This window comes from Kitasatospora sp. NPDC059722 (assembly GCF_042733235.1).
In the GTDB taxonomy this organism is placed as follows: Bacteria; Actinomycetota; Actinomycetes; order Streptomycetales; family Streptomycetaceae; genus Kitasatospora.
In genome coordinates this window covers 25,077-41,706 of the sequence record NZ_JBHWGD010000020.1, presented here as the reverse complement: position 1 = coordinate 41,706, position 16,630 = coordinate 25,077, and the positions used below count along the sequence as shown (strand labels likewise).

Annotated in this window: 18 protein-coding genes and 1 riboswitch; of the genes, 10 read left to right on the top strand and 8 right to left on the bottom strand. The window is 74.9% G+C overall.

Going from position 1 to position 16,630, the window contains the following annotated elements; genetic code table 11:
- Positions 1-103: 103 nt before the first annotated feature.
- On the top strand, positions 104-400 hold the full coding sequence (locus tag ACFV4F_RS15790; protein WP_380502879.1) for a bacterioferritin-associated ferredoxin: 297 nt from the start codon (positions 104-106) through the stop codon (positions 398-400).
- Between the two features lie 13 nt (positions 401-413).
- On the opposite strand, the gene bfr is transcribed toward ACFV4F_RS15790, so the two are convergent.
- The gene (gene bfr / locus ACFV4F_RS15785; RefSeq protein ID WP_380446013.1) at positions 414-893 is read right to left on the bottom strand and encodes a bacterioferritin; all 480 of its coding nucleotides are present in this window, start codon (positions 891-893) and stop codon (positions 414-416) included.
- A 220-nt stretch (positions 894-1,113) separates the two neighbouring features.
- Between bfr and ACFV4F_RS15780 the strand changes: the two genes are divergently transcribed.
- Complete coding sequence (locus ACFV4F_RS15780; RefSeq protein ID WP_380502876.1) at positions 1,114-1,743, top strand: sulfite oxidase-like oxidoreductase; 630 nt, start codon at positions 1,114-1,116, stop codon at positions 1,741-1,743.
- A 26-nt stretch (positions 1,744-1,769) separates the two neighbouring features.
- On the opposite strand, the gene pknB is transcribed toward ACFV4F_RS15780, so the two are convergent.
- The 4 genes from pknB to thiO all read right to left on the bottom strand — a co-directional run bounded on the left by pknB (position 1,770) and on the right by thiO (position 5,864).
- Entirely contained in the window at positions 1,770-3,590 is a 1,821-nt protein-coding gene (gene pknB, locus ACFV4F_RS15775; protein WP_380502873.1) for a Stk1 family PASTA domain-containing Ser/Thr kinase, read from the bottom strand.
- 80 nt (positions 3,591-3,670) lie between these two features.
- Positions 3,671-4,468: a thiazole synthase gene (locus tag ACFV4F_RS15770; RefSeq protein WP_380498867.1), complete on the bottom strand. Its 798-nt coding sequence runs from the start codon at positions 4,466-4,468 to the stop codon at positions 3,671-3,673.
- A gap of 5 nt (positions 4,469-4,473) precedes the next feature.
- Positions 4,474-4,683, bottom strand: a complete 210-nt coding sequence (gene thiS, locus ACFV4F_RS15765) for a sulfur carrier protein ThiS (RefSeq protein ID WP_380446017.1) — start codon at positions 4,681-4,683, stop codon at positions 4,474-4,476.
- Positions 4,680-5,864, bottom strand: a complete 1,185-nt coding sequence (thiO, locus tag ACFV4F_RS15760; RefSeq protein ID WP_380502870.1) for a glycine oxidase ThiO — start codon at positions 5,862-5,864, stop codon at positions 4,680-4,682. The genes thiS and thiO overlap by 4 nt, the downstream gene beginning before the upstream one ends.
- Positions 5,859-5,971, bottom strand: a riboswitch (TPP riboswitch). (Overlaps the previous gene by 6 nt.)
- A 128-nt stretch (positions 5,972-6,099) precedes the next feature.
- On the opposite strand from thiO, the gene ACFV4F_RS15755 reads away from it, so the two are divergent.
- Genes ACFV4F_RS15755 through thiE form a run of 3 tightly spaced genes read left to right on the top strand, consistent with a single transcriptional unit; the run spans position 6,100 to position 8,354 of the window.
- Positions 6,100-7,296, top strand: coding sequence for an NAD(P)/FAD-dependent oxidoreductase (locus ACFV4F_RS15755; RefSeq protein WP_380502867.1), 1,197 nt, complete (start codon positions 6,100-6,102; stop codon positions 7,294-7,296).
- A gap of 42 nt (positions 7,297-7,338) precedes the next feature.
- Positions 7,339-7,704, top strand: coding sequence for an Rv2175c family DNA-binding protein (locus tag ACFV4F_RS15750; RefSeq protein WP_380446020.1), 366 nt, complete (start codon positions 7,339-7,341; stop codon positions 7,702-7,704).
- Positions 7,704-8,354 (top strand): thiamine phosphate synthase, encoded by a 651-nt coding sequence (gene thiE / locus ACFV4F_RS15745; RefSeq protein WP_380502864.1) that lies wholly within the window; start codon positions 7,704-7,706, stop codon positions 8,352-8,354. Before ACFV4F_RS15750 ends, thiE begins: the two co-directional genes overlap by 1 nt.
- Positions 8,355-8,385: 31 nt before the next feature.
- Here the strand turns inward: thiE and ACFV4F_RS15740 are convergent, their stop codons facing one another.
- Positions 8,386-9,492: a polyprenyl synthetase family protein gene (locus ACFV4F_RS15740; protein ID WP_380446022.1), complete on the bottom strand. Its 1,107-nt coding sequence runs from the start codon at positions 9,490-9,492 to the stop codon at positions 8,386-8,388.
- Positions 9,493-9,667: 175 nt separating this feature from the next.
- Here ACFV4F_RS15740 and metF point away from each other — a divergent pair, with 175 nt between their 5' ends.
- Together metF and ACFV4F_RS15730 are read left to right on the top strand one after the other, a co-directional pair.
- Positions 9,668-10,582, top strand: coding sequence for a methylenetetrahydrofolate reductase [NAD(P)H] (gene metF / locus ACFV4F_RS15735; protein WP_380446023.1), 915 nt, complete (start codon positions 9,668-9,670; stop codon positions 10,580-10,582).
- Positions 10,583-10,743: 161 nt separating this feature from the next.
- Complete coding sequence (locus tag ACFV4F_RS15730; protein ID WP_380446024.1) at positions 10,744-11,613, top strand: hypothetical protein; 870 nt, start codon at positions 10,744-10,746, stop codon at positions 11,611-11,613.
- A gap of 16 nt (positions 11,614-11,629) precedes the next feature.
- Here the strand turns inward: ACFV4F_RS15730 and ACFV4F_RS15725 are convergent, their stop codons facing one another.
- Together ACFV4F_RS15725 and ACFV4F_RS15720 are read right to left on the bottom strand one after the other, a co-directional pair.
- Complete coding sequence (locus ACFV4F_RS15725; protein ID WP_380502862.1) at positions 11,630-13,123, bottom strand: phytoene desaturase family protein; 1,494 nt, start codon at positions 13,121-13,123, stop codon at positions 11,630-11,632.
- 26 nt (positions 13,124-13,149) lie between these two features.
- A complete protein-coding gene (locus tag ACFV4F_RS15720; protein ID WP_380446026.1) occupies positions 13,150-13,770 on the bottom strand; it encodes a DUF4126 domain-containing protein in 621 nt (206 codons plus the stop codon).
- Positions 13,771-14,221: 451 nt separating this feature from the next.
- Here ACFV4F_RS15720 and ACFV4F_RS15715 point away from each other — a divergent pair, with 451 nt between their 5' ends.
- The 3 genes from ACFV4F_RS15715 (at position 14,222) to ACFV4F_RS15705 (ending at position 16,413) form a co-directional block, all read left to right on the top strand.
- The gene (locus ACFV4F_RS15715; RefSeq protein ID WP_380446027.1) at positions 14,222-14,770 is read left to right on the top strand and encodes an SAV_6107 family HEPN domain-containing protein; all 549 of its coding nucleotides are present in this window, start codon (positions 14,222-14,224) and stop codon (positions 14,768-14,770) included.
- A 71-nt stretch (positions 14,771-14,841) separates the two neighbouring features.
- Complete coding sequence (locus ACFV4F_RS15710) at positions 14,842-15,594, top strand: methyltransferase domain-containing protein (protein WP_380446028.1); 753 nt, start codon at positions 14,842-14,844, stop codon at positions 15,592-15,594.
- A 429-nt stretch (positions 15,595-16,023) separates the two neighbouring features.
- Entirely contained in the window at positions 16,024-16,413 is a 390-nt protein-coding gene (locus ACFV4F_RS15705) for a DUF3040 domain-containing protein (RefSeq protein WP_380446029.1), read from the top strand.
- Positions 16,414-16,630 lie beyond the last annotated feature (217 nt).

Sequence of the window (16,630 nt, the reverse complement as noted above, 5' to 3'; positions counted from 1 at the left end):
CCCGGAACGCCGGGTAAGGTGAGGCTTAGTGAACTAAGGCAAGCCTTAGTAAAGATCCACTGCAGTCGAGAGCAGCTGCGCTACACCCCCGGGAGAGACCGCGATGTACGTGTGCATGTGCCATGCGGTCACCGAGGACCAGGTGAAGCGGGCGATCGACGAGGGCGCCAACACCCCGCGGCAGATCGCCAAGGGCTGCAAGGCCGGCACCGACTGCGGCTCGTGCGTGCGCCGGATACAGGCGCTGCTCGGCGAGCACGGCGCCCGGCCCTGCCCGACCGCCCGGCTGGCCGCCAGGCTCGGCCTCGCGGACCCCGAGGGCCCCGCCGCCCCGGGGCCGGCCGCACCGGCCCCGACGGCCCCGGTCCCGGCGCCCGTCGTCCCGCTGCGCGCGGCCTGACCGCCGCGGCGGCTCAGGACTCCGGCTGCTCGATCAGCTGGGCGAGGTAGAGCGCCTCGCCGAGCTTCTCCAGGAGCTCCAGCTGGGTGTCGAGGTAGTCGATGTGGTGCTCCTCGTCCGCCAGGATGTCCTCGAAGATGTTCGCCGAGGTCACGTCGTTCTTGGCGCGCATGACCACGATCCCGCGCTTGAGCCGGTCGATCGCCTCGACCTCGACCTGGCGGTCGGCCTCGAACATCTCCTTGACCGTCTGCCCGATCCGGACGTGGAACAGTCGCTGGTAGTTCGGCAGGCCCTCCAGGAAGAGGATCCGGTCGGTGAGCACCTCGGCGTGCTTCATCTCGTCGATCGACTCGTGCCGGGTGAACTTGGCGAGCTTCGTCCAGCCGAAGTTCTCCTGCATCTTGGCATGCAGGAAGTACTGGTTGATCGCGGTGAGCTCGGCGGTGAGCTGCTCGTTGAGGAACTCGATGACCTCTGGATCGCCCTGCATGACGGTGCCTCCCTGCGCTGGGGCCTGCTGTGAGTGCTGCGCTGCGCATCCTGGCACCGAAATGGGAGGGACTTCCAGTAAGTTCACACTCACTAGGACATGTGTCGGAATATCCGATTTGGGGGAATGTCTGCCGGCCGTTGGCCCGTACGGGCGGGGCGCGCGGGGCACCGAAAGGGGCGCGCGCCGGGGGCCGGACGCCGTCTGTCACCATGGAGCCATGGGTCAGTCCGAACAAGAACAGCTTCCGCCGCCTGACCCGAGGCTCCCCCCGGGGCAGCGCGTCCAGCGCGGCTGGCCCGCCCTGCACTACGGTCCCGTGCCCCGCTTCAAGCCGCTGACCTGGGACCTCCAGGTGTTCGGCGCGACCGCCTCGGCGGAGAAGCGCAGCTGGGACTTCGACGCCTTCACCGCCCTGCCGCGCACCACCGTCCGCGCGGACCTGCACTGCGTGACCAAGTTCTCGGTGCTCGGCAACGAGTGGACGGGCGTCCCGGCCTCCCTCGTCCTCGACCTCGTGCCCCCGGCGCCCGGCGTCACGCACGTGATGGTCTGGGCCGAGTACGGCTACAGCGCCAACCTGCGGCTGGCCGACTTCGCCGATCCGCGCACGCTCTTCGCCACCCACCGCAACGGCGAGCCGCTGACCGCGGAACACGGCTTCCCCGTCCGGCTCGTCGTCCCGCAGCTGTACGCCTGGAAGGGCCCGAAGTGGGTCCGCGCGGTCGAGTACATGCGGGCCGACCGGCGCGGCTTCTGGGAGGAGCGCGGCTACCACAACCTCGCCGACCCGTGGCGCGAGCAGCGCTACACCCACCAGGAGGAGCCGGGGGACGGCCCGCTCCGCTAGGCCCTGGGCCCTGGGCCCCAACCCCCTCAGATGAAGGGGAAGTTGACCGTCACCGCGGTGTGCTGGGGACGCCGCTCGCCGGCCGCCGGGAACTGGCTGCTCGCCTTGCCGCTGCCGAACAGGTTGACCCCGGTGGTCTGCATCGTGAACCCGGCCGCCGTGAGCGCCTTCTCGGCCGCGTCCTTCGTCATCCCGGTGACGTCCGGCACCGGCACCATGCCCTTGCTGACCACCAGCGAGACCGGGGTGTTCTCCGCCACCTGCTGGCCGGCCGCCGGCGAGCTGCTGATCACCGAGCCCTCGGGCACGGCGTCGTTGAACGTCTGGGTCACCGAGCCCTTCGCCAGCTGCACGCCGGTCAGCGCGGACGCGGCCTGGTCGGCGGGCTTGCCGGTGACGTCCGGCACGGCGATCCGGTGCGGCCCCTTGGAGACGGTGACCGTCACGGCGTCGCTCTTGCGCGACCGGGTGCCCACCCCGGGGTCGGTGGAGATCACCTGGCCGGACGGCACGGTCTCGCTGTACGCGTCCACGAACTTCCCGTGCATGCCGTCCTTGTCCAGGATCCGCTGCGCCTCGGCGCGGTCCTTGCCGAGCACCCCGGGCACCGGCCCGTACAGCGACTCGGACAGCCCGTACGTCACGCCGCCGACCAGCAGCACCAGGACGGTCAGCGCGGAGGCCCAGATCACCGGCTTGCGCGGAACGCGGCGCAGCGGGTTCGGGCGGGGCGGGCGGACGGGGGTGGGCTCGTCGTAGGGGCGGGGCTCGACCAGCAGCTGGTCCATCAGGTCCGGCGGGACGTCCAGGACGCTGGTGCGCTCGGCCACGGGCGGCTCGACCGGCTGCGGGAGGGGGAGCGGCAGCTGGTGCGGGGCGGCCTGCGGCGTGCGCTGGATCACCGAGGTCGGCTCGCTGGTCGGGTAGCGCGGGCTGGGCCTGGTGGAGGTCGGCGGCTCGGCGTCCAGCTCGGCCGGGCCGAGCTCGCGCCGGACCCGCTGCAGGGTGGCCAGCAGCTCGACGGCGTCGTACGGGCGGGTGTCGGGGGTCCGGGCGCAGGCGCCGAGCACTATCGCGTCGAGCGCCGGGGGGACGGTCGGGACGCTGCGCGAGGGTGGGGGGACGTCCTCGTGCAGGTGCTTGTACATGACCTGGACGGGGTTGTCGCCGGTGTGCGGGCGCGTGCCGGTGAGCATCTCGTACAGCAGGATGCCGGCCGCGTAGACGTCCACGCGCTGGTCGGTGGGGGCGTCCGGGAGGATCTGCTCGGGCGCGAGGTAGGAGACGGTGCCCATGACGGTGCCGCCGGTGGCGGTGGTCGTCGAGGTGGGGGCGCCGTCGGCGCTGCCCAGGACCCGGACCAGGCCGAAGTCGGCGACCTTGACCAGGCCGCCGTCGGTGATCAGCACGTTCTCCGGCTTGACGTCCCGGTGGACCAGCCCGGCGCGGTGGGCGGCGCCGAGCGCGGCGAGCACCGGCTCCATGATGTCCAGCGCGGCCCGGATCGACAGCGCGCCGCGGTCGCGCAGCAGGTCGCGCAGGGTGCGGCCGGGCACGTACTCCATGGCGAGGAAGACGTTCCCGTGGTCGGCGCCCTGGTCGAAGACGTTGACCACGTTGGGGTGGGCGAGGCGGGCGACGGCCTTGGCCTCACGGATGAAGCGGGCGGTGAAGCCCTCGTCCCCGGCGAGGTCGGGGTGCATCACCTTGAGGGCGAGCACGCGGTCGAGGCGGGTGTCGGTGCCCTTGTAGACCGTGGACATGCCGCCGGTCGCGATGCGCTGCTCGACCCGGTACCGGCCGTCGAGCAGGGTACCGATCAGGGGGTCGCGCCATGCCGTGTCCACCCGAGGAGTGTAGTGCGGCGGGTCGCGGCCGGTCCCGGCGGACATCGCCTCCGGGACCGGCTTGTGACACGGGTGCGGCGTCAGAACGCCGGACGCTCGCGGGTGTCGAGGTCGGCGCGGCCGGCCATCGCGGAGGAGGCCTCCGCGTGGAAGCGGCGCGGGATCCGGCCGGCCCGGTGGGCGAGGCGGCCGGCCTCGGTGGCGTGCCGCATGGCCTCGGCCATCAGGACCGGGTCCTGTGCGCGGGTCACCGCGGAGGCGAGCATCACGGCGGAGCAGCCGAGCTCCATCGCCAGCGCGACGTCGGAGGCGGTGCCGGCGCCCGCGTCCAGGACGACCGGGACGTTCGCGCCCTCCACGATCAGCTGGAAGTTGTGCGGGTTGCGGATGCCGAGGCCGGAGCCGATCGGCGAGCCGAGCGGCATGATCGCCGCGCAGCCGACGTCCTCCAGCTTGCGGGCCAGCACCGGGTCGTCGTTGGTGTACGGGAGCACCGTGAAGCCGTCGTCGACGAGGGTCTCGGCGGCGTCCAGCAGCTCGATCGGGTCCGGCAGGAGGGTCCGCTCGTCGGCGATGACCTCCAGCTTCACCCAGTCGGTGCCGAGTGCCTCGCGGGCCAGCCGGGCGGTCAGCACGGCCTCGCCGGCGGTGAAGCAGCCGGCCGTGTTGGGCAGCACCCGGATGCCGTTGCGGGTCAGCACGTCCAGGACGGAGCCCTGGGTGGTCGCGTCGACCCGGCGCATCGCGACGGTGGTCAGCTCGGTGCCCGAGACCCGCAGGGCCTGCTCCAGGACCTCCAGGCTGGGGGCGCCGCCGGTGCCCATGATGAGCCGGGAGGTGAAGGTCGTCCCGGCGATGGTGAAGAGGTCGTCGGCCATGGCGCTCAGCCTCCCTGCACGGCGGTGAGGATCTCGATCCGGTCGCCCGCCGAGAGCCGCGTCTCGGACCACGAACCACGCGGCACCACGGCCTCGTTGAGCGCGGCGGCGACGCCGGTGTTGGCCTTGCTGAGGGTGGTGACCACCTCGGCGAGGGTGGTCGCGGCGGGCACCTCGCGGGGCTCGCCGTTGACGGTCAGTGCGATGTCGGTCATGCGACGGCCTTCGTGGTGGAGCGGGCGGGGGAGAACCGGGAGGGTGCGAACGGCCGTGCGAGCTCGGGGACTTCGCCGGTCGCCAGGTAGTCGGCGAGCAGGTCGGCGGTGACCGGGGTGAGCAGGACGCCGTTGCGGTAGTGGCCGGTCGCGGCGACCAGGCCGGGCAGGTCGGTCGGTCCGAGCAGCGGTGCGTTGTCCGGCGAGCCGGGACGCAGCCCGGCCGAGGTCTCGACGAGCGGGAGTTCGGTGATGCCGGGGACCAACTCGTGGGCGTCGCGCAGGAGTTCGTAGACCCCGCCGGCGGTGACGGTGGTGTCGTAGCCCTGCTCCTCGGTGGTCGCGCCGATCACCAGCTCGCCGTTCTCGCGCGGCACCAGGTACAGGTGCTGCCCGCGCACGACCGCGCGGACGTTGCGGTTGAGGAAGGGGCGGTAGGCGTCGGGGATCCGCAGCCGCAGGATCTGCCCCTTGACCGGACGGACCGCCGGCAGCACGTCCTCCGGCAGGCCGGGCAGCCGGTGGCTGTGCGGGCCGGCGGCGAGGACGACCCGGTCGGCGGCGAGGGTCCCGCCGGTGCCGAGCCGGGCGCCGACCGCGCGGCCGCCCTCGACCAGCAGCTCGACGGCCTCGGTGCGGTGGAACACGACGCCCGCGCGTTCGCAGGCGCGGACCAGTGCGGTCAGCAGCCGGCGGGGGTCCACCTGGTGGTCGTCGGCCACGTGCAGGCCGCCGCGCACGCCGGGGGCCAGCATCGGTTCCAGCTTGCGGGCCTCCCGGCCGGTCAGCCAGGTCGAGTCGAGGCCGAGCCGCTCGTGGAAGGCGTGCAGTTCGCGCAGTTCCGCGCGGTCGTCGGAGTCCAACGCGACGGCGACCGTGCCGCACCGGCGGTAGCCGGTGTCCTCGCCGCCGCTCGCCTCGGTGAGCTCGGCGGCGAACGCCGCGTACCGCTCGTTCGAGGCCATCCCGAGGCGCAGCAGCGGCTCCTCGCCGTACTGCAGCTCGGTGACCGGGGCGAGCATCCCGGCCGCGACCCCGGCCGCCCCGTGACCGGGGGAGGGGTCGACCACGACGATGTCCTCCAGGCCGCGCTGCGCCGCCCGCCAGGCGACGGCGAGGCCGATGACGCCCCCGCCGATCACCAGCACGTCGGCGCGGCTGCCCGGTGCCAAGCGTGTCAAAGCTGCTCTTCTCCCTTCGCCGGTATGACCCGGATCAGGTTCGGACGGTCGCGGGCCGTGCCAGCCCGCCTCTCAGCCCGGTACGCCGGGCTCCCGTGATGGTGTCCCCACCATAACTCCGGTGGTCCGCCCGGCCGAAGGCCCGTACGAAGGGTGGACGGGCCCGGCGCGGCCCGTCCGTGCGCGGGACGGACGGGCCGCCGGGGCGCGTGGGGCGGCTGAGTACAGTGGCGCCGTGGCAGAGCTGAGCGGAACGGATCGGGTGGTCGTCGTCGGGGCCGGGCTGGCCGGCGCGCAGTGCGCGCTGGGGCTGCGGCGGGGCGGCTGGCAGGGGCGGATCGTGCTGGTCGGGGAGGAGCCGCACGCGCCGTACGACCGGCCGCCGCTCTCCAAGGACGTCCTGCTCGGCAAGAGCGACGCCACCACGCTGGACATCGACTTCCCGCACCTCGGCGTCGAACTGCTCACCGGCCGCCGCGCCACCGGACTCATCCCGGGCGTGCTGCACACCGACGCCGGCGACCTCCCGTACGGATCGCTGGTGATCGCCACCGGCGCGACCCCGCGCGCCCTGCCCGGCGCCGAGCGCGCCCACCTCCTGCACACCCTGGACGACGCGCTCGCCCTGCGCGCGCTGCTGCGGCCCGGCCTGCGCCTGGTGCTGGTCGGCGCCGGCTGGATCGGCGCGGAGGTGGCCACCGCCGCCCGGGAGGCCGGCTGCGAGGTGACCGTCGTCGAGGCGGGTCCGGCGCCCGTTCCCGGTGCGCTGCCCAGGGAGGTCGGCGCGGCGATGGCCGCCTGGTACGCCGGAGCCGGGGTGGACCTGCGCTGCGGCGTCGGCGTCGCGGCCGTCGAGCCCGGCGCGGTGCTGCTGGCCGACGGCTCGCACCTGCCCGCCGACGAGGTGGTGGTCGGCATCGGCGCCCGGCCCGCGACCGACTGGCTGGCCGGCACGGGCGTCGAGCTGGACGCGACCGGTGCGGTCGTCGTGGACGGGCGGCTGCGCACCAGCCTGCCGGGCGTCTTCGCGGCCGGCGACTGCGTCAGCTACCCGTCGGTCCGCTCCGGCGCCCGGCTGGCCGTCCAGCACTGGGACCACGCGCTGCAGTCCGGCGAGGCGGCGGCCGCCGCCGTCCTCGGGGTGGACGCGCCGTACGACCCGGTGCCGTACTTCTGGTCGGAGCAGTTCGGCCGCATGGTGCAGTACGCCGGGCGGCACGCCGACGGCGACGAGCTGCTCTGGCGCGGCTCCCCGCAGGACGCGACCTGGTCGGTGCTGTGGCTGCGCGACGGCGTGCCGAGCGCGCTGCTGGCCGTGGACCGCCCGCGCGACCTCACCCAGGGCCGCCGCCTGATCGAGCGCGGCACCGCGCTGGACCCGGCCCGGGCCGCGGACCCGGCGGTGGCGCTGAAATCGGCGGTCGCGGGGTAGCGGCTGGTGCGCGGCGGGCTCCGGAGGTGGCAGTCTGGTGGCGTGAGTGAGATCGAAAGCAAGATTGAAGCCCTGGTCGCCGAGTGGATGTACCTGCCCGACATCTCGGAGCAGTGGGGGGTCCGCGTCACCGAGGTGCGCGACCTCGTCCGCAACGGCGGCCTGATCGCCGTCCGGCGGGGCCCGAACAACTCGCTGCAGGTCCCTGCGGCGTTCATCGACGGCCAGGGGCTGGTCAAGCACCTGTCCGGCACCCTGACCGTGCTGCGCGACTGCGGGTACAGCGACGTGGAGATCCTGGAGTGGCTCTTCACCGAGGACCCGTCGCTGCCCGGCAGCCCGATCCAGGCGCTGCGGGAGAACCGTGGCACCGAGGTCAAGCGCCGCGCCCAGGCGATGCTGATCTGATGGCGGCGGACACGCCGCGTCAGCGGCTGGCCGAGGCCCGGCTGTACCTGTGCACCGACGCCCGCCGCGAGCAGGGCGACCTGGCCGAGTTCCTGGACGAGGCGCTGGCCGGCGGGGTCGACATCGTCCAGCTCCGGGACAAGGGCCTGGAGGCCAAGCAGGAGCTGGAGGCCCTGGAGGTCTTCGCGGACGCCTGCCGCCGCCACGGCAAGCTGCTCTCGGTCAACGACCGCGCCGACGTCGCCCACGCGGCCCGGCCGGACGTCCTGCACCTCGGGCAGGACGACCTGCCCGTCCCGGCCGCCCGGGCGATCCTCGGCGAGGACGTCCTGATCGGCCGGTCCTGTCACGCCGAGTCCGAGGTGGACGCGGCGGTCGCCGAGCCCGGCGTGGACTACTTCTGCACCGGTCCGGTCTGGCCGACCCCGACCAAGCCGGGCCGCCCGGCCCCGGGCCTCGGCCTCGTCTCGTACGCGGCGAAGCAGCCCACCGACCGCCCGTGGTTCGCCATCGGCGGCATCGACCTGGGCAACGTCGACGAGGTGCTCGCCGCGGGCGCCCGCCGGATCGTCGTCGTGCGCGCCATCACGGCCGCGGAGGACCCGCGGGCGGCCGCCGCCGAGCTCTCCCGGCGGCTGCGCCAGGCCTGATCCCGGCAGGGGCCGCCGTCGGCCGCGAGGCTCAGTACTTGCGGACGGTGGCGGCCTCGGCCAGGGCGAGCAGCACCTCGCGGGCGCGCCGGTCGGCGAGCGGCGCCGCCTCCAGGGCGGCCAGCGACTGCCGCATCAGCTCGTCGATCCGGGCCTCCACCAGCTCCGGCGCCCCGCTCCGCGCGACGAGGTCCCGCAGGCCGGCGACCTCGGCGGGCGCGAGGTCCGGCGCGCCGAGCCGCTCGTCCAGGTGCCGCGCGTCGGCGGCCGGCAGCCCGCGCATCGCGTGCGCGACCAGCAGCGTGCGCTTGCCCTCGCGCAGGTCGTCCCCGGCCGGCTTGCCGGTGACCGCCGGGTCGCCGAAGACGCCGAGCAGGTCGTCCCGCAGCTGGAACGCCTCGCCCAGCGGCAGGCCGAACGCGCCGTACGCCGCGACCAGGCCGGGCCCGGCGCCGGCCAGCAGCGCGCCGACCTGGAGCGGGCGCTCGATCGTGTACTTCGCCGACTTGTAGTGCAGCACCGTCTGCGCCCGGTCCAGCGCACCCTCGTCCGTCGAGTCCCCGGCGACCGGCTCCAGCACGTCCAGGTACTGGCCGAGCATGACCTCGGTGCGCATCAGGTCGAACGCCGGCTTGGCGGCCAGCACCGCGGCGGGGGCCAGGCCGGAGCGCAGGAACAGCTCGTCGCACCAGATCAGCAGCAGGTCGCCGAGCAGCACCGCGGCCGAGGCACCGTACTGCTCGCGGTCGCCGCGCCAGCCGCGCTCGCGGTGCATCGCCTCGAAGCGGCGGTGGATCGACGGCAGACCGCGGCGGGTGTCGCTGCGGTCCATCAGGTCGTCGTGGACCAGCGCGCTCGCCTGGAGCAGCTCCAGGGCCGCCGCCGCGTTCGCGATCCCCTCGCCCTCGGCCGAGCCGCCGGCGCCGCGCCAGCCCCAGTAGCAGAACGCCGGGCGCAGCCGCTTGCCGCCGTCGAGCAGGAAGTCGCGCAGCGCGTCGGCGGCGGGCGCCAGCTGGGGCGAGATCCCGCCGAGCAGAGCGGACTGGCCGTCCATGAACGCGGCGAGGGCGGCGTTGACGCGCTCGCGGACGTCCTCCACGTCAATGGGGTTGGCCGGCCGGTTGCTGGACGAGGTCACGATGAGGCTCCGGTGGTTCGCTTGGGGTGCAGCAAGCGTAGCGGGGCGGCCGGGAACACCCGTGCGAGCAGGGCGCGGGCGCGGCCGGGACGGCAAGCGGAATGCCGTCCATTCTTTGTCTCAATCCGTGGAACCGAGTTGTCGCGGCCCTTCGGGCGGCGGATAACCTGCCAGCATGGCACTCGGTATCGCTTCCACCCGATCGGACCGCGCGTTGACGGTCCGCGAGCTGCTGGCGGCAGGCAAGCGGTCCTTCTCCTTCGAGTTCATGCCCCCGCGCACCGAGGTCGGCGAGCAGAAGCTCTGGGACGCCATCCGGCGGCTGGAGCCGCTCGACCCGAACTTCGTCTGCATGACGTACGGCGCCGGCGGCTCCTCGCGCGAGCGCACCGTCAACATGGTCGGCCGGATCGCCACCGAGACCACGCTGACGCCGGTCGCCCACCTGACCGCGGTCGACCACTCGGTCGCCGAGCTGCGCAACATCATCGGCCAGTACGCCGACCAGGGCGTGCGCAACGTCCTCGCGGTGCGCGGCGACCCGCCCGGCGACCCGACGGGCGAGTGGGTCAGCCACCCGGAGGGCGTCACCTACGCCTACGAGCTGGTCGAGCTGATCAAGGGCATCGGCGACTTCTGCGTCGGCGTGGCGGCCTCGCCGAACATGCACCCGCGCTCGACGAACTGGGACGACGACATCCGGCACTTCGTGGCGAAGATCCGCGCGGGCGCCGACTACGCGATCACCCAGATGTTCTTCGAGGTCGACGACTACCTCCGGCTGCGCGACCGGGTGACGGCGGCGGGCTGCGAGGCGCCGATCATCCCGGAGATCATGCCGGTCACCAACGCCAAGCAGCTGGAGCGCTTCCCGCAGCTGAGCGGCTCGGCGTTCCCCGCCGACCTGGAGGCCCGCCTGCGGAGCGCGATCGACGACCCGGCCGCGCTGCGGGCGATCGGCATGGAGCACGCCACCGCGATGGCCGAGCGGCTCCTCGCCGAGGGCGCGCCCGGCCTGCACTTCATCACGCTCAACCACTCGACCGCGACGCTGGAGATCTACCAGAACCTCGGACTGCACCGGCGCTGAGCGTTCACGGGCCCGTCACCGCACCGATGGTGGCGGGCTCGGTCGTGTGCAGTCAGGCCCCACGGACGGCGGGAACGCGATGCGGTGCCCCGGCCGTTGAACCGGTACAGTCGCCGCACACGCGCGGCGCGCGCGGGCACGCGACTGGAGGTATCGGGCGGATGGGCATCGGATACCTGCTGCTGTACGCCGCGTTGGCGGTGGTCGCGCTCTGGCTGGTCGCCGAGCTGCTCCTGCAGAACCGGGCCCCGGTGCACTGGCGCGCGCTCGCCCTGGCCGGCTTCCTCGGGGTGGCCGGCGGGATGGTCCTCGGGTCCGTCCCGGTGATCGGCGCGGGCGCGGCGCTCTTCGCGGTCGGCCAGACGTTCGTCACCCTCTCGGTCAAGCGCGGCTACACCGGCGGCTGGTCGCTGCGCGCCGCCGACGGCTCCCTGCCGGGACCGCTCGCCAAGGTGCCGCTGCTCGGCGCGCTCACCGGCGGCGCGGCGGTGGCCGCCGTCGCGGTGGCGGCCGAGACGCGGGTCGGCGAGGTCAGCGCCGTCGAGGAGACCCCGGAGCCGGACCCGCTCGCCCCCGTCGGCGAGGCCGTCCCGGAGGTCGAGCAGACCGCCGCCTTCGAGATGCAGGAGCTCGCCGCCGACGGCGTCTACACGCCCGGCTACTACGAGCAGCACCAGCAGCAGGACCCGTACGCGGAGGCCTACCAGGCCGGGTACGACGTCCCGCAGCAGCAGCCCGCCTACGACCAGCAGCAGTGGCAGCAGCAACCGCAGCAGCAGCCCGCCTTCGCGTACGACCAGGGCTACGGCACCTACCCGCAGCAGCAGGACCCGTACGGCTACCCGCAGCAGGACCCGTACGGCGGCGGCTACCCGCAGCAGGCTCCGGCCTGGGACCCGAACGCCCAGCAGCAGCAACAGCAGCAGCAGTGGCAGCCGCAGCCCGAGCAGCACACCCAGGGCATCCCGCAGCAGCCGACGTACGACCAGGGGTACGGCTACCAGCAGCAGAACACCTGGCACCAGGGCTGAGCAGGGCCCTCGCCGGTCAGGCGGGGCCGATGAGGTTGGCCGCGATGCAGGCCGACATGCCGACCCGCGCCAGCCCGCCGCCGGGGTGGGCGGCGCCACCCACCAGGTAGAAGCCGGGGGCGTCCTCCGTCGGCGCCTGGAGGAACGCGCCACGGCCGCCGGGCAGCGCCGGACGCGGGACCGAACCCTGCCACGAGCCCGTTTCGCGCTCGGTGTCGGCCGGGGTCCGGACCACCCGCCACAGCACGCGGCCGGCCAGCCCGGGGACCGCCGCCTCCGCCTGGGCGACCATCCGGTCGGCGAAGCGGTCGGCGACGCCCGGCTCCGTCCAGTCGACGCCGCCGGCCGGCACGGTGGCCGTCAGCACGGCCGACTCGTGGCCGGCGGGGTGCAGCGACGGGTCGTCCGGGCGCAGCACCTGCACGGTCGGGCGCTCCGGGAGCGGGCCGGGGCCGAAGACCCCGGCGAGCTCGGCGGCCGGGTCGGCGGCGTGGACGACCGTGCGGTGCGCGGTGCCCGCCGGGCGCTCGCCGCGCAGGGCGAGCAGCACGACGGCCCGGCCGGGGACGTCGTCGGCGTGGGCCACCGAGTCCGGCCAGTGGTCCTGGTCCGGCGCCATGCCCGTCCACTCGCGGTACTGCCGGTTCGCGTCCGCGGCGTGGACGACGAAGTCCGCCTCGACCGGCCCGGCCGTCGTGACGACCCCGGCGGCCCGGCCGTCCTTCTCCAGCACCTCCTCGAAGCGGGTGTCGAAGCGGAACTCGACCTTGCGCTGCTCGCAGCGCCGGTACACCGCGTCCGCCAGCGCGCGCATCCCGCCCTTGACGTACCAGACGCCGAACGACTGCTCCATGTACGGCAGGACGGTCGCGGCGGCCGGAGCGGTGCGCGGGTCGAAGCCGAAGCGCACCGCGTGCTCGTGCAGCAGGGCGGTGAGCCCGGGGTGGCCGTCGAGCTCGCGCGCCGCGACGTCGGCGAGCGTCCAGCGGCCGGACGGGCGCAGCCGGGCGAGGCCGCGCCGGGGCGGGACGGGGTACGGGTCGGCGTGCAGCGGCCTGGGGTCGGCCGGGAGCGGCTCCTCCAGCAGCGGGCGGCGGGTGGCCTCCCAGACCGTCCGGCCGCGGTTGACCACCGCGTTCCAGCGGGCGCCCGACCCGGCGCCGAAGGCGTCGTCCAGCGCCTGGGCGACGCCGCCGCGCGAGGCGTTGGGCAGCGTGAGGGCGGTGCCGTCCGGGAGCAGGTGCCGGCTCTCCGGGTCCACCGGGGCCAGCCCGACGAGCTGCTCCAGCGGCTCGCGGCCGGTCTTCAGCGCGAGGTCGCGGTAGACCGCCGGGAGGGTGAGCAGGCCGGGGCCGGTGTCGAAGGCGAAGCCGTCGCGCTCGTACCGGCCGACCATGCCCCCGTAGGTGCCGCTCGCCTCGCAGACCGTCACCCGGTGTCCGAGGGTCGCCAGCCGGGAGGCCGCCGCGAGCCCGCTCATTCCTGCGCCGATGACGACGATCCTTGCCATGGCACAGATCCTATGGCTACGGCAACCTACGCTTGCTGGGCGTACACCCCCTGAGCCGCCCGCGCGCGGGCGGCCTTGCGCTCGCGGCGGCGGGCGCGGAACGCGCGGATCCGGCTGATCGCCAGCCACACCAGCAGCACGCCGATCGCCAGCAGCACGGCCGAGATCGAGGCGGCCAGCCACGGGTGGAAGATCGCCAGGGTGACCAGGCCGGCCACCGACAGGTCCTCGGCCAGGCTGACCGCGATGTTGCTGGCCGGCTCGGGGGAGGTGTTGACGGCCATCCGCAGCGAGGCCTTCACCAGGTGGCTGACCAGCGCCGTCGTGCCGCCCATCGCGCCCGCCGCGACCTCGCCCAGCGAGCCCGGGTGGCTGCTCGCGATCAGCGCGGCCACGGTGGCGCCGGCGACCGGGCGGATCACGGTGTGCACGACGTCCCACACGCTGTCCACGTACGGGATCTTGTCGGCCACCGCCTCCAGCAGGAACAGCAGGGCGGCCGCGACCAGCACGTCGGTGCGCTCCAGGGCGGGCGGCACCGAGTCGGCGCCCCCGAACCGGCCCAGCAGCCCGAGCAGCAGCACCACCGCGTACGCGTTGATGCCGCTGGCCAGTCCGCTGGTGAAGATCAGCGGCAGGATCGTCATCGGGTCCCCTCCTCGGAACGGCCGTCCGCCGGCCTCGCCGTACCGTACCGGGACGCGGCCGGGCACCCCGCCGGTTCCGGCGCGGCGGCGCGGGCGCGGACCTGAGTACGGATACTCAGATCCGCGGTTGAGTACTTCTGCGGATAGCCCCCCGACCTGCGCGGACGCCACAGTGGTGGCACCCGGGCTGCGGGGCGCGTCGGGCGCCGCGCACCCCGGACGGCGGACCCGTCCGTCCGCCGGCCCTGGGGAGCCGGCGGACGGTCGGCGCAGGGGCCCGCCACCGGAGCCGGCCGGGACGCCGCGCACCGCCGACACGGGGCGGCGGAGCGCGGCGAGGGGGAGCCGGCCACCGGGGGTGACCGCACCGGCGGGAATTGTCAGTGGTGCCGTTCACGATGGAGGAGCACGGACCACCCGGTCCGCGCGCTGCCTCGGAACGGGGGAGACCATGACCATCAGCCACCCTGAGCCCGTCACCGCCCGCCTCCACTCCGCCGCCCTGCCGCACTCCCCGGGCGCCCGCCCCGGCGGCGGGGACGTCCATCCCGTGCTGCGCCGGGTCGCCGCGCCGCCGGCCGCCCTCGACCTGCTCGCCGACGCCCACCGCACCCTCGCCGGGGCCCGCGCCCTGGAGGACCCGCTGGAGCGCTACGCCGCCGCGCACCTGGCCGCGCTGCGCACGGTCGCGGCCGTGCTCGCCGTGCGCGGGCGGCCGGAGAAGAACCCGCGCCGCCGAAAAGCCATCCGCAGCGCCTGGGAGGTGCTGCCCGAGGTCGCGCCGGAACTCGCCGAGTGGGCCGTCTACTACGGCGCCGGCGCCCGTCGCCGGGCCGCCGCCGAGGCCGGCATCCGGGGCGCCGCCTCGGCCCGAGACGCCGACGACCTGGTCCGCAACACCGCCCTGTTCCTGCGTCTGGTCGAGCGCCTCCTCGGCCTGCGCCCGACCCCGCCCGCCCCGCGCCTGCCCCCGGCCGGCGACTCCCCGCACGAGGCGTGACGGCGGTCCCACCCGCCCGGTCTAAGGTGGTGACGTTCCCGATCGATCTGCACGTGCCGAGGAGTCCCGCCTTGTACCCGACGCGCCCCCGCAGCGCCCTGCGTACCGCCGTGGTCTGGGAGGTGGTGCGGGCCGCCCTGGAGAAGCGGGCCGCCGAGCTGGACCAGCCCGTGCTCGACGTCGTCGACACCGGCGGTGGCACGGGCAACTTCGCCGTGCCGGTGGCCAAGCTCGGCCACCGCGTCACCGTGGTCGACCCGAGCCCGGACGCGCTGTTCGCGCTGGAGCGCCGGGCCGCCGAGGCCGGCGTCACCGACCTGGTCCGCGCCGTCCAGGGAGACACCCAGACCCTGCCCGAGGTGATCGCCCCCGGCACGATGGACGCGGTGCTGTGCCACGGCGTCCTGGAGGTCGTGGACGACCCGGCCGAGGCGCTCGGCAGCCTGGCCGGCACCCTGCGCCGGGGCGGCCTGGTCAGCCTGCTGGCCGCCAACCGCAACGGCGCCGTGCTGGCCCGCGCGCTGGCCGGCCACTTCACCGAGGCCCGCACCGTGCTGTCGGCCACCGACGGCCGCTGGGGCGAGCAGGACCCGATGCCGCGCCGCTTCACCGGCGAGGAGCTCACCGGCCTCGCCGAGGGCGCGGGCCTGCGGGTCGAGTCGGTGCACGGCGTCCGGGTCTTCTCCGACCTCGTCCCCGGGGTCCTGGTGGACACCGAGCCGGGCGCGATGGAGGCGCTGCTGAAGCTGGAGGAGGCCGCCGCCGCGCAGCCCGCGTTCCACGCCGTGGCGACCCAGCTGCACCTGCTGGCCACGCTCGGCTGAGCCTTCGACGGCCTCCCCGGACGGCCGTCCGGACGTCCGCCGCCGCGCGCTTCGCACACCGTGCGGCGGCGGTTCGTCTCCCCTCCACCTCCCGGCCGCCCGGCGGTGATCGTCGCAGCTCCCCAGGTCCGGGCCGATTCCACCGGATCGGGCACTAGTTCGCCGTCCGCGGCGTTGGGAGGAGTGCGGTCGGCCCTGGCCGAAGTGGCCCGGCCCACGCGCCGCGGACCACCCCGGAACGGGCCCACGGACCGTATGATCTGGGTAAAGCCGGAAAGCATGACAGCCGGACGCATGGGGCATATGGACGACACGGACCGGGTCCCCCGCACAGGCGTCCGACCGCGTGTCCCGAAGGCCGAATGGACTTGCCTCCCCGACCGGGGCGGCGGACCGGTCGCACCGGCGACCGACGAGTAGGAGGACTCCGTGCCGCTCTCGGAGCACGAGCAGCGACTGCTCGACCAGATGGAGCGAGCGCTGTATGCCGAAGATCCCAAATTCGCGTCGGCGCTTGAGGGAACCGGGCTGCGCACCTACACCCGCCGACGGGTCTACCTGGCCGTCGCCGGCTTCGTGGTGGGCGTCGCCCTGCTGATGGGCGGCATGGTCGTTCCGGACCAGATCTGGGTCAGCGTGGTCGGGTTCCTGGTGATGCTCGGGTGCGCGGTGTTCGCCGTGACGGGCTGGCGCCGGGGGCCCGCGGGCCAGGGCACCGGCCCCAAGCAGGCCGCCGCGCCGCGCCGCAAGGCGGGGATGATGGACCGCGTGGAGCAGCGCTGGCAGCGCCGCCGGGACGAGCAGACCGGCGGGTTCTGAGCCGCCTGGACGGCGTCCGGGCGCACGAGCCGGCCGACAACCGAGCCTGAAGAGGGGGGCGCGGGGGGCGGGGGGGGGGGGCGGGGGCGCCCCCCCCCCCCCCCCCGCGGGGCGGGGGGGGGGGGGGGCCCCGCCGCCCCCCCGCCCCCCCCCCCCCCCCGGGGCCCGGGCGCGGGCGGCCCCCCCGGGGGGCCCCCCGCCACCGCCCTGCACGCCG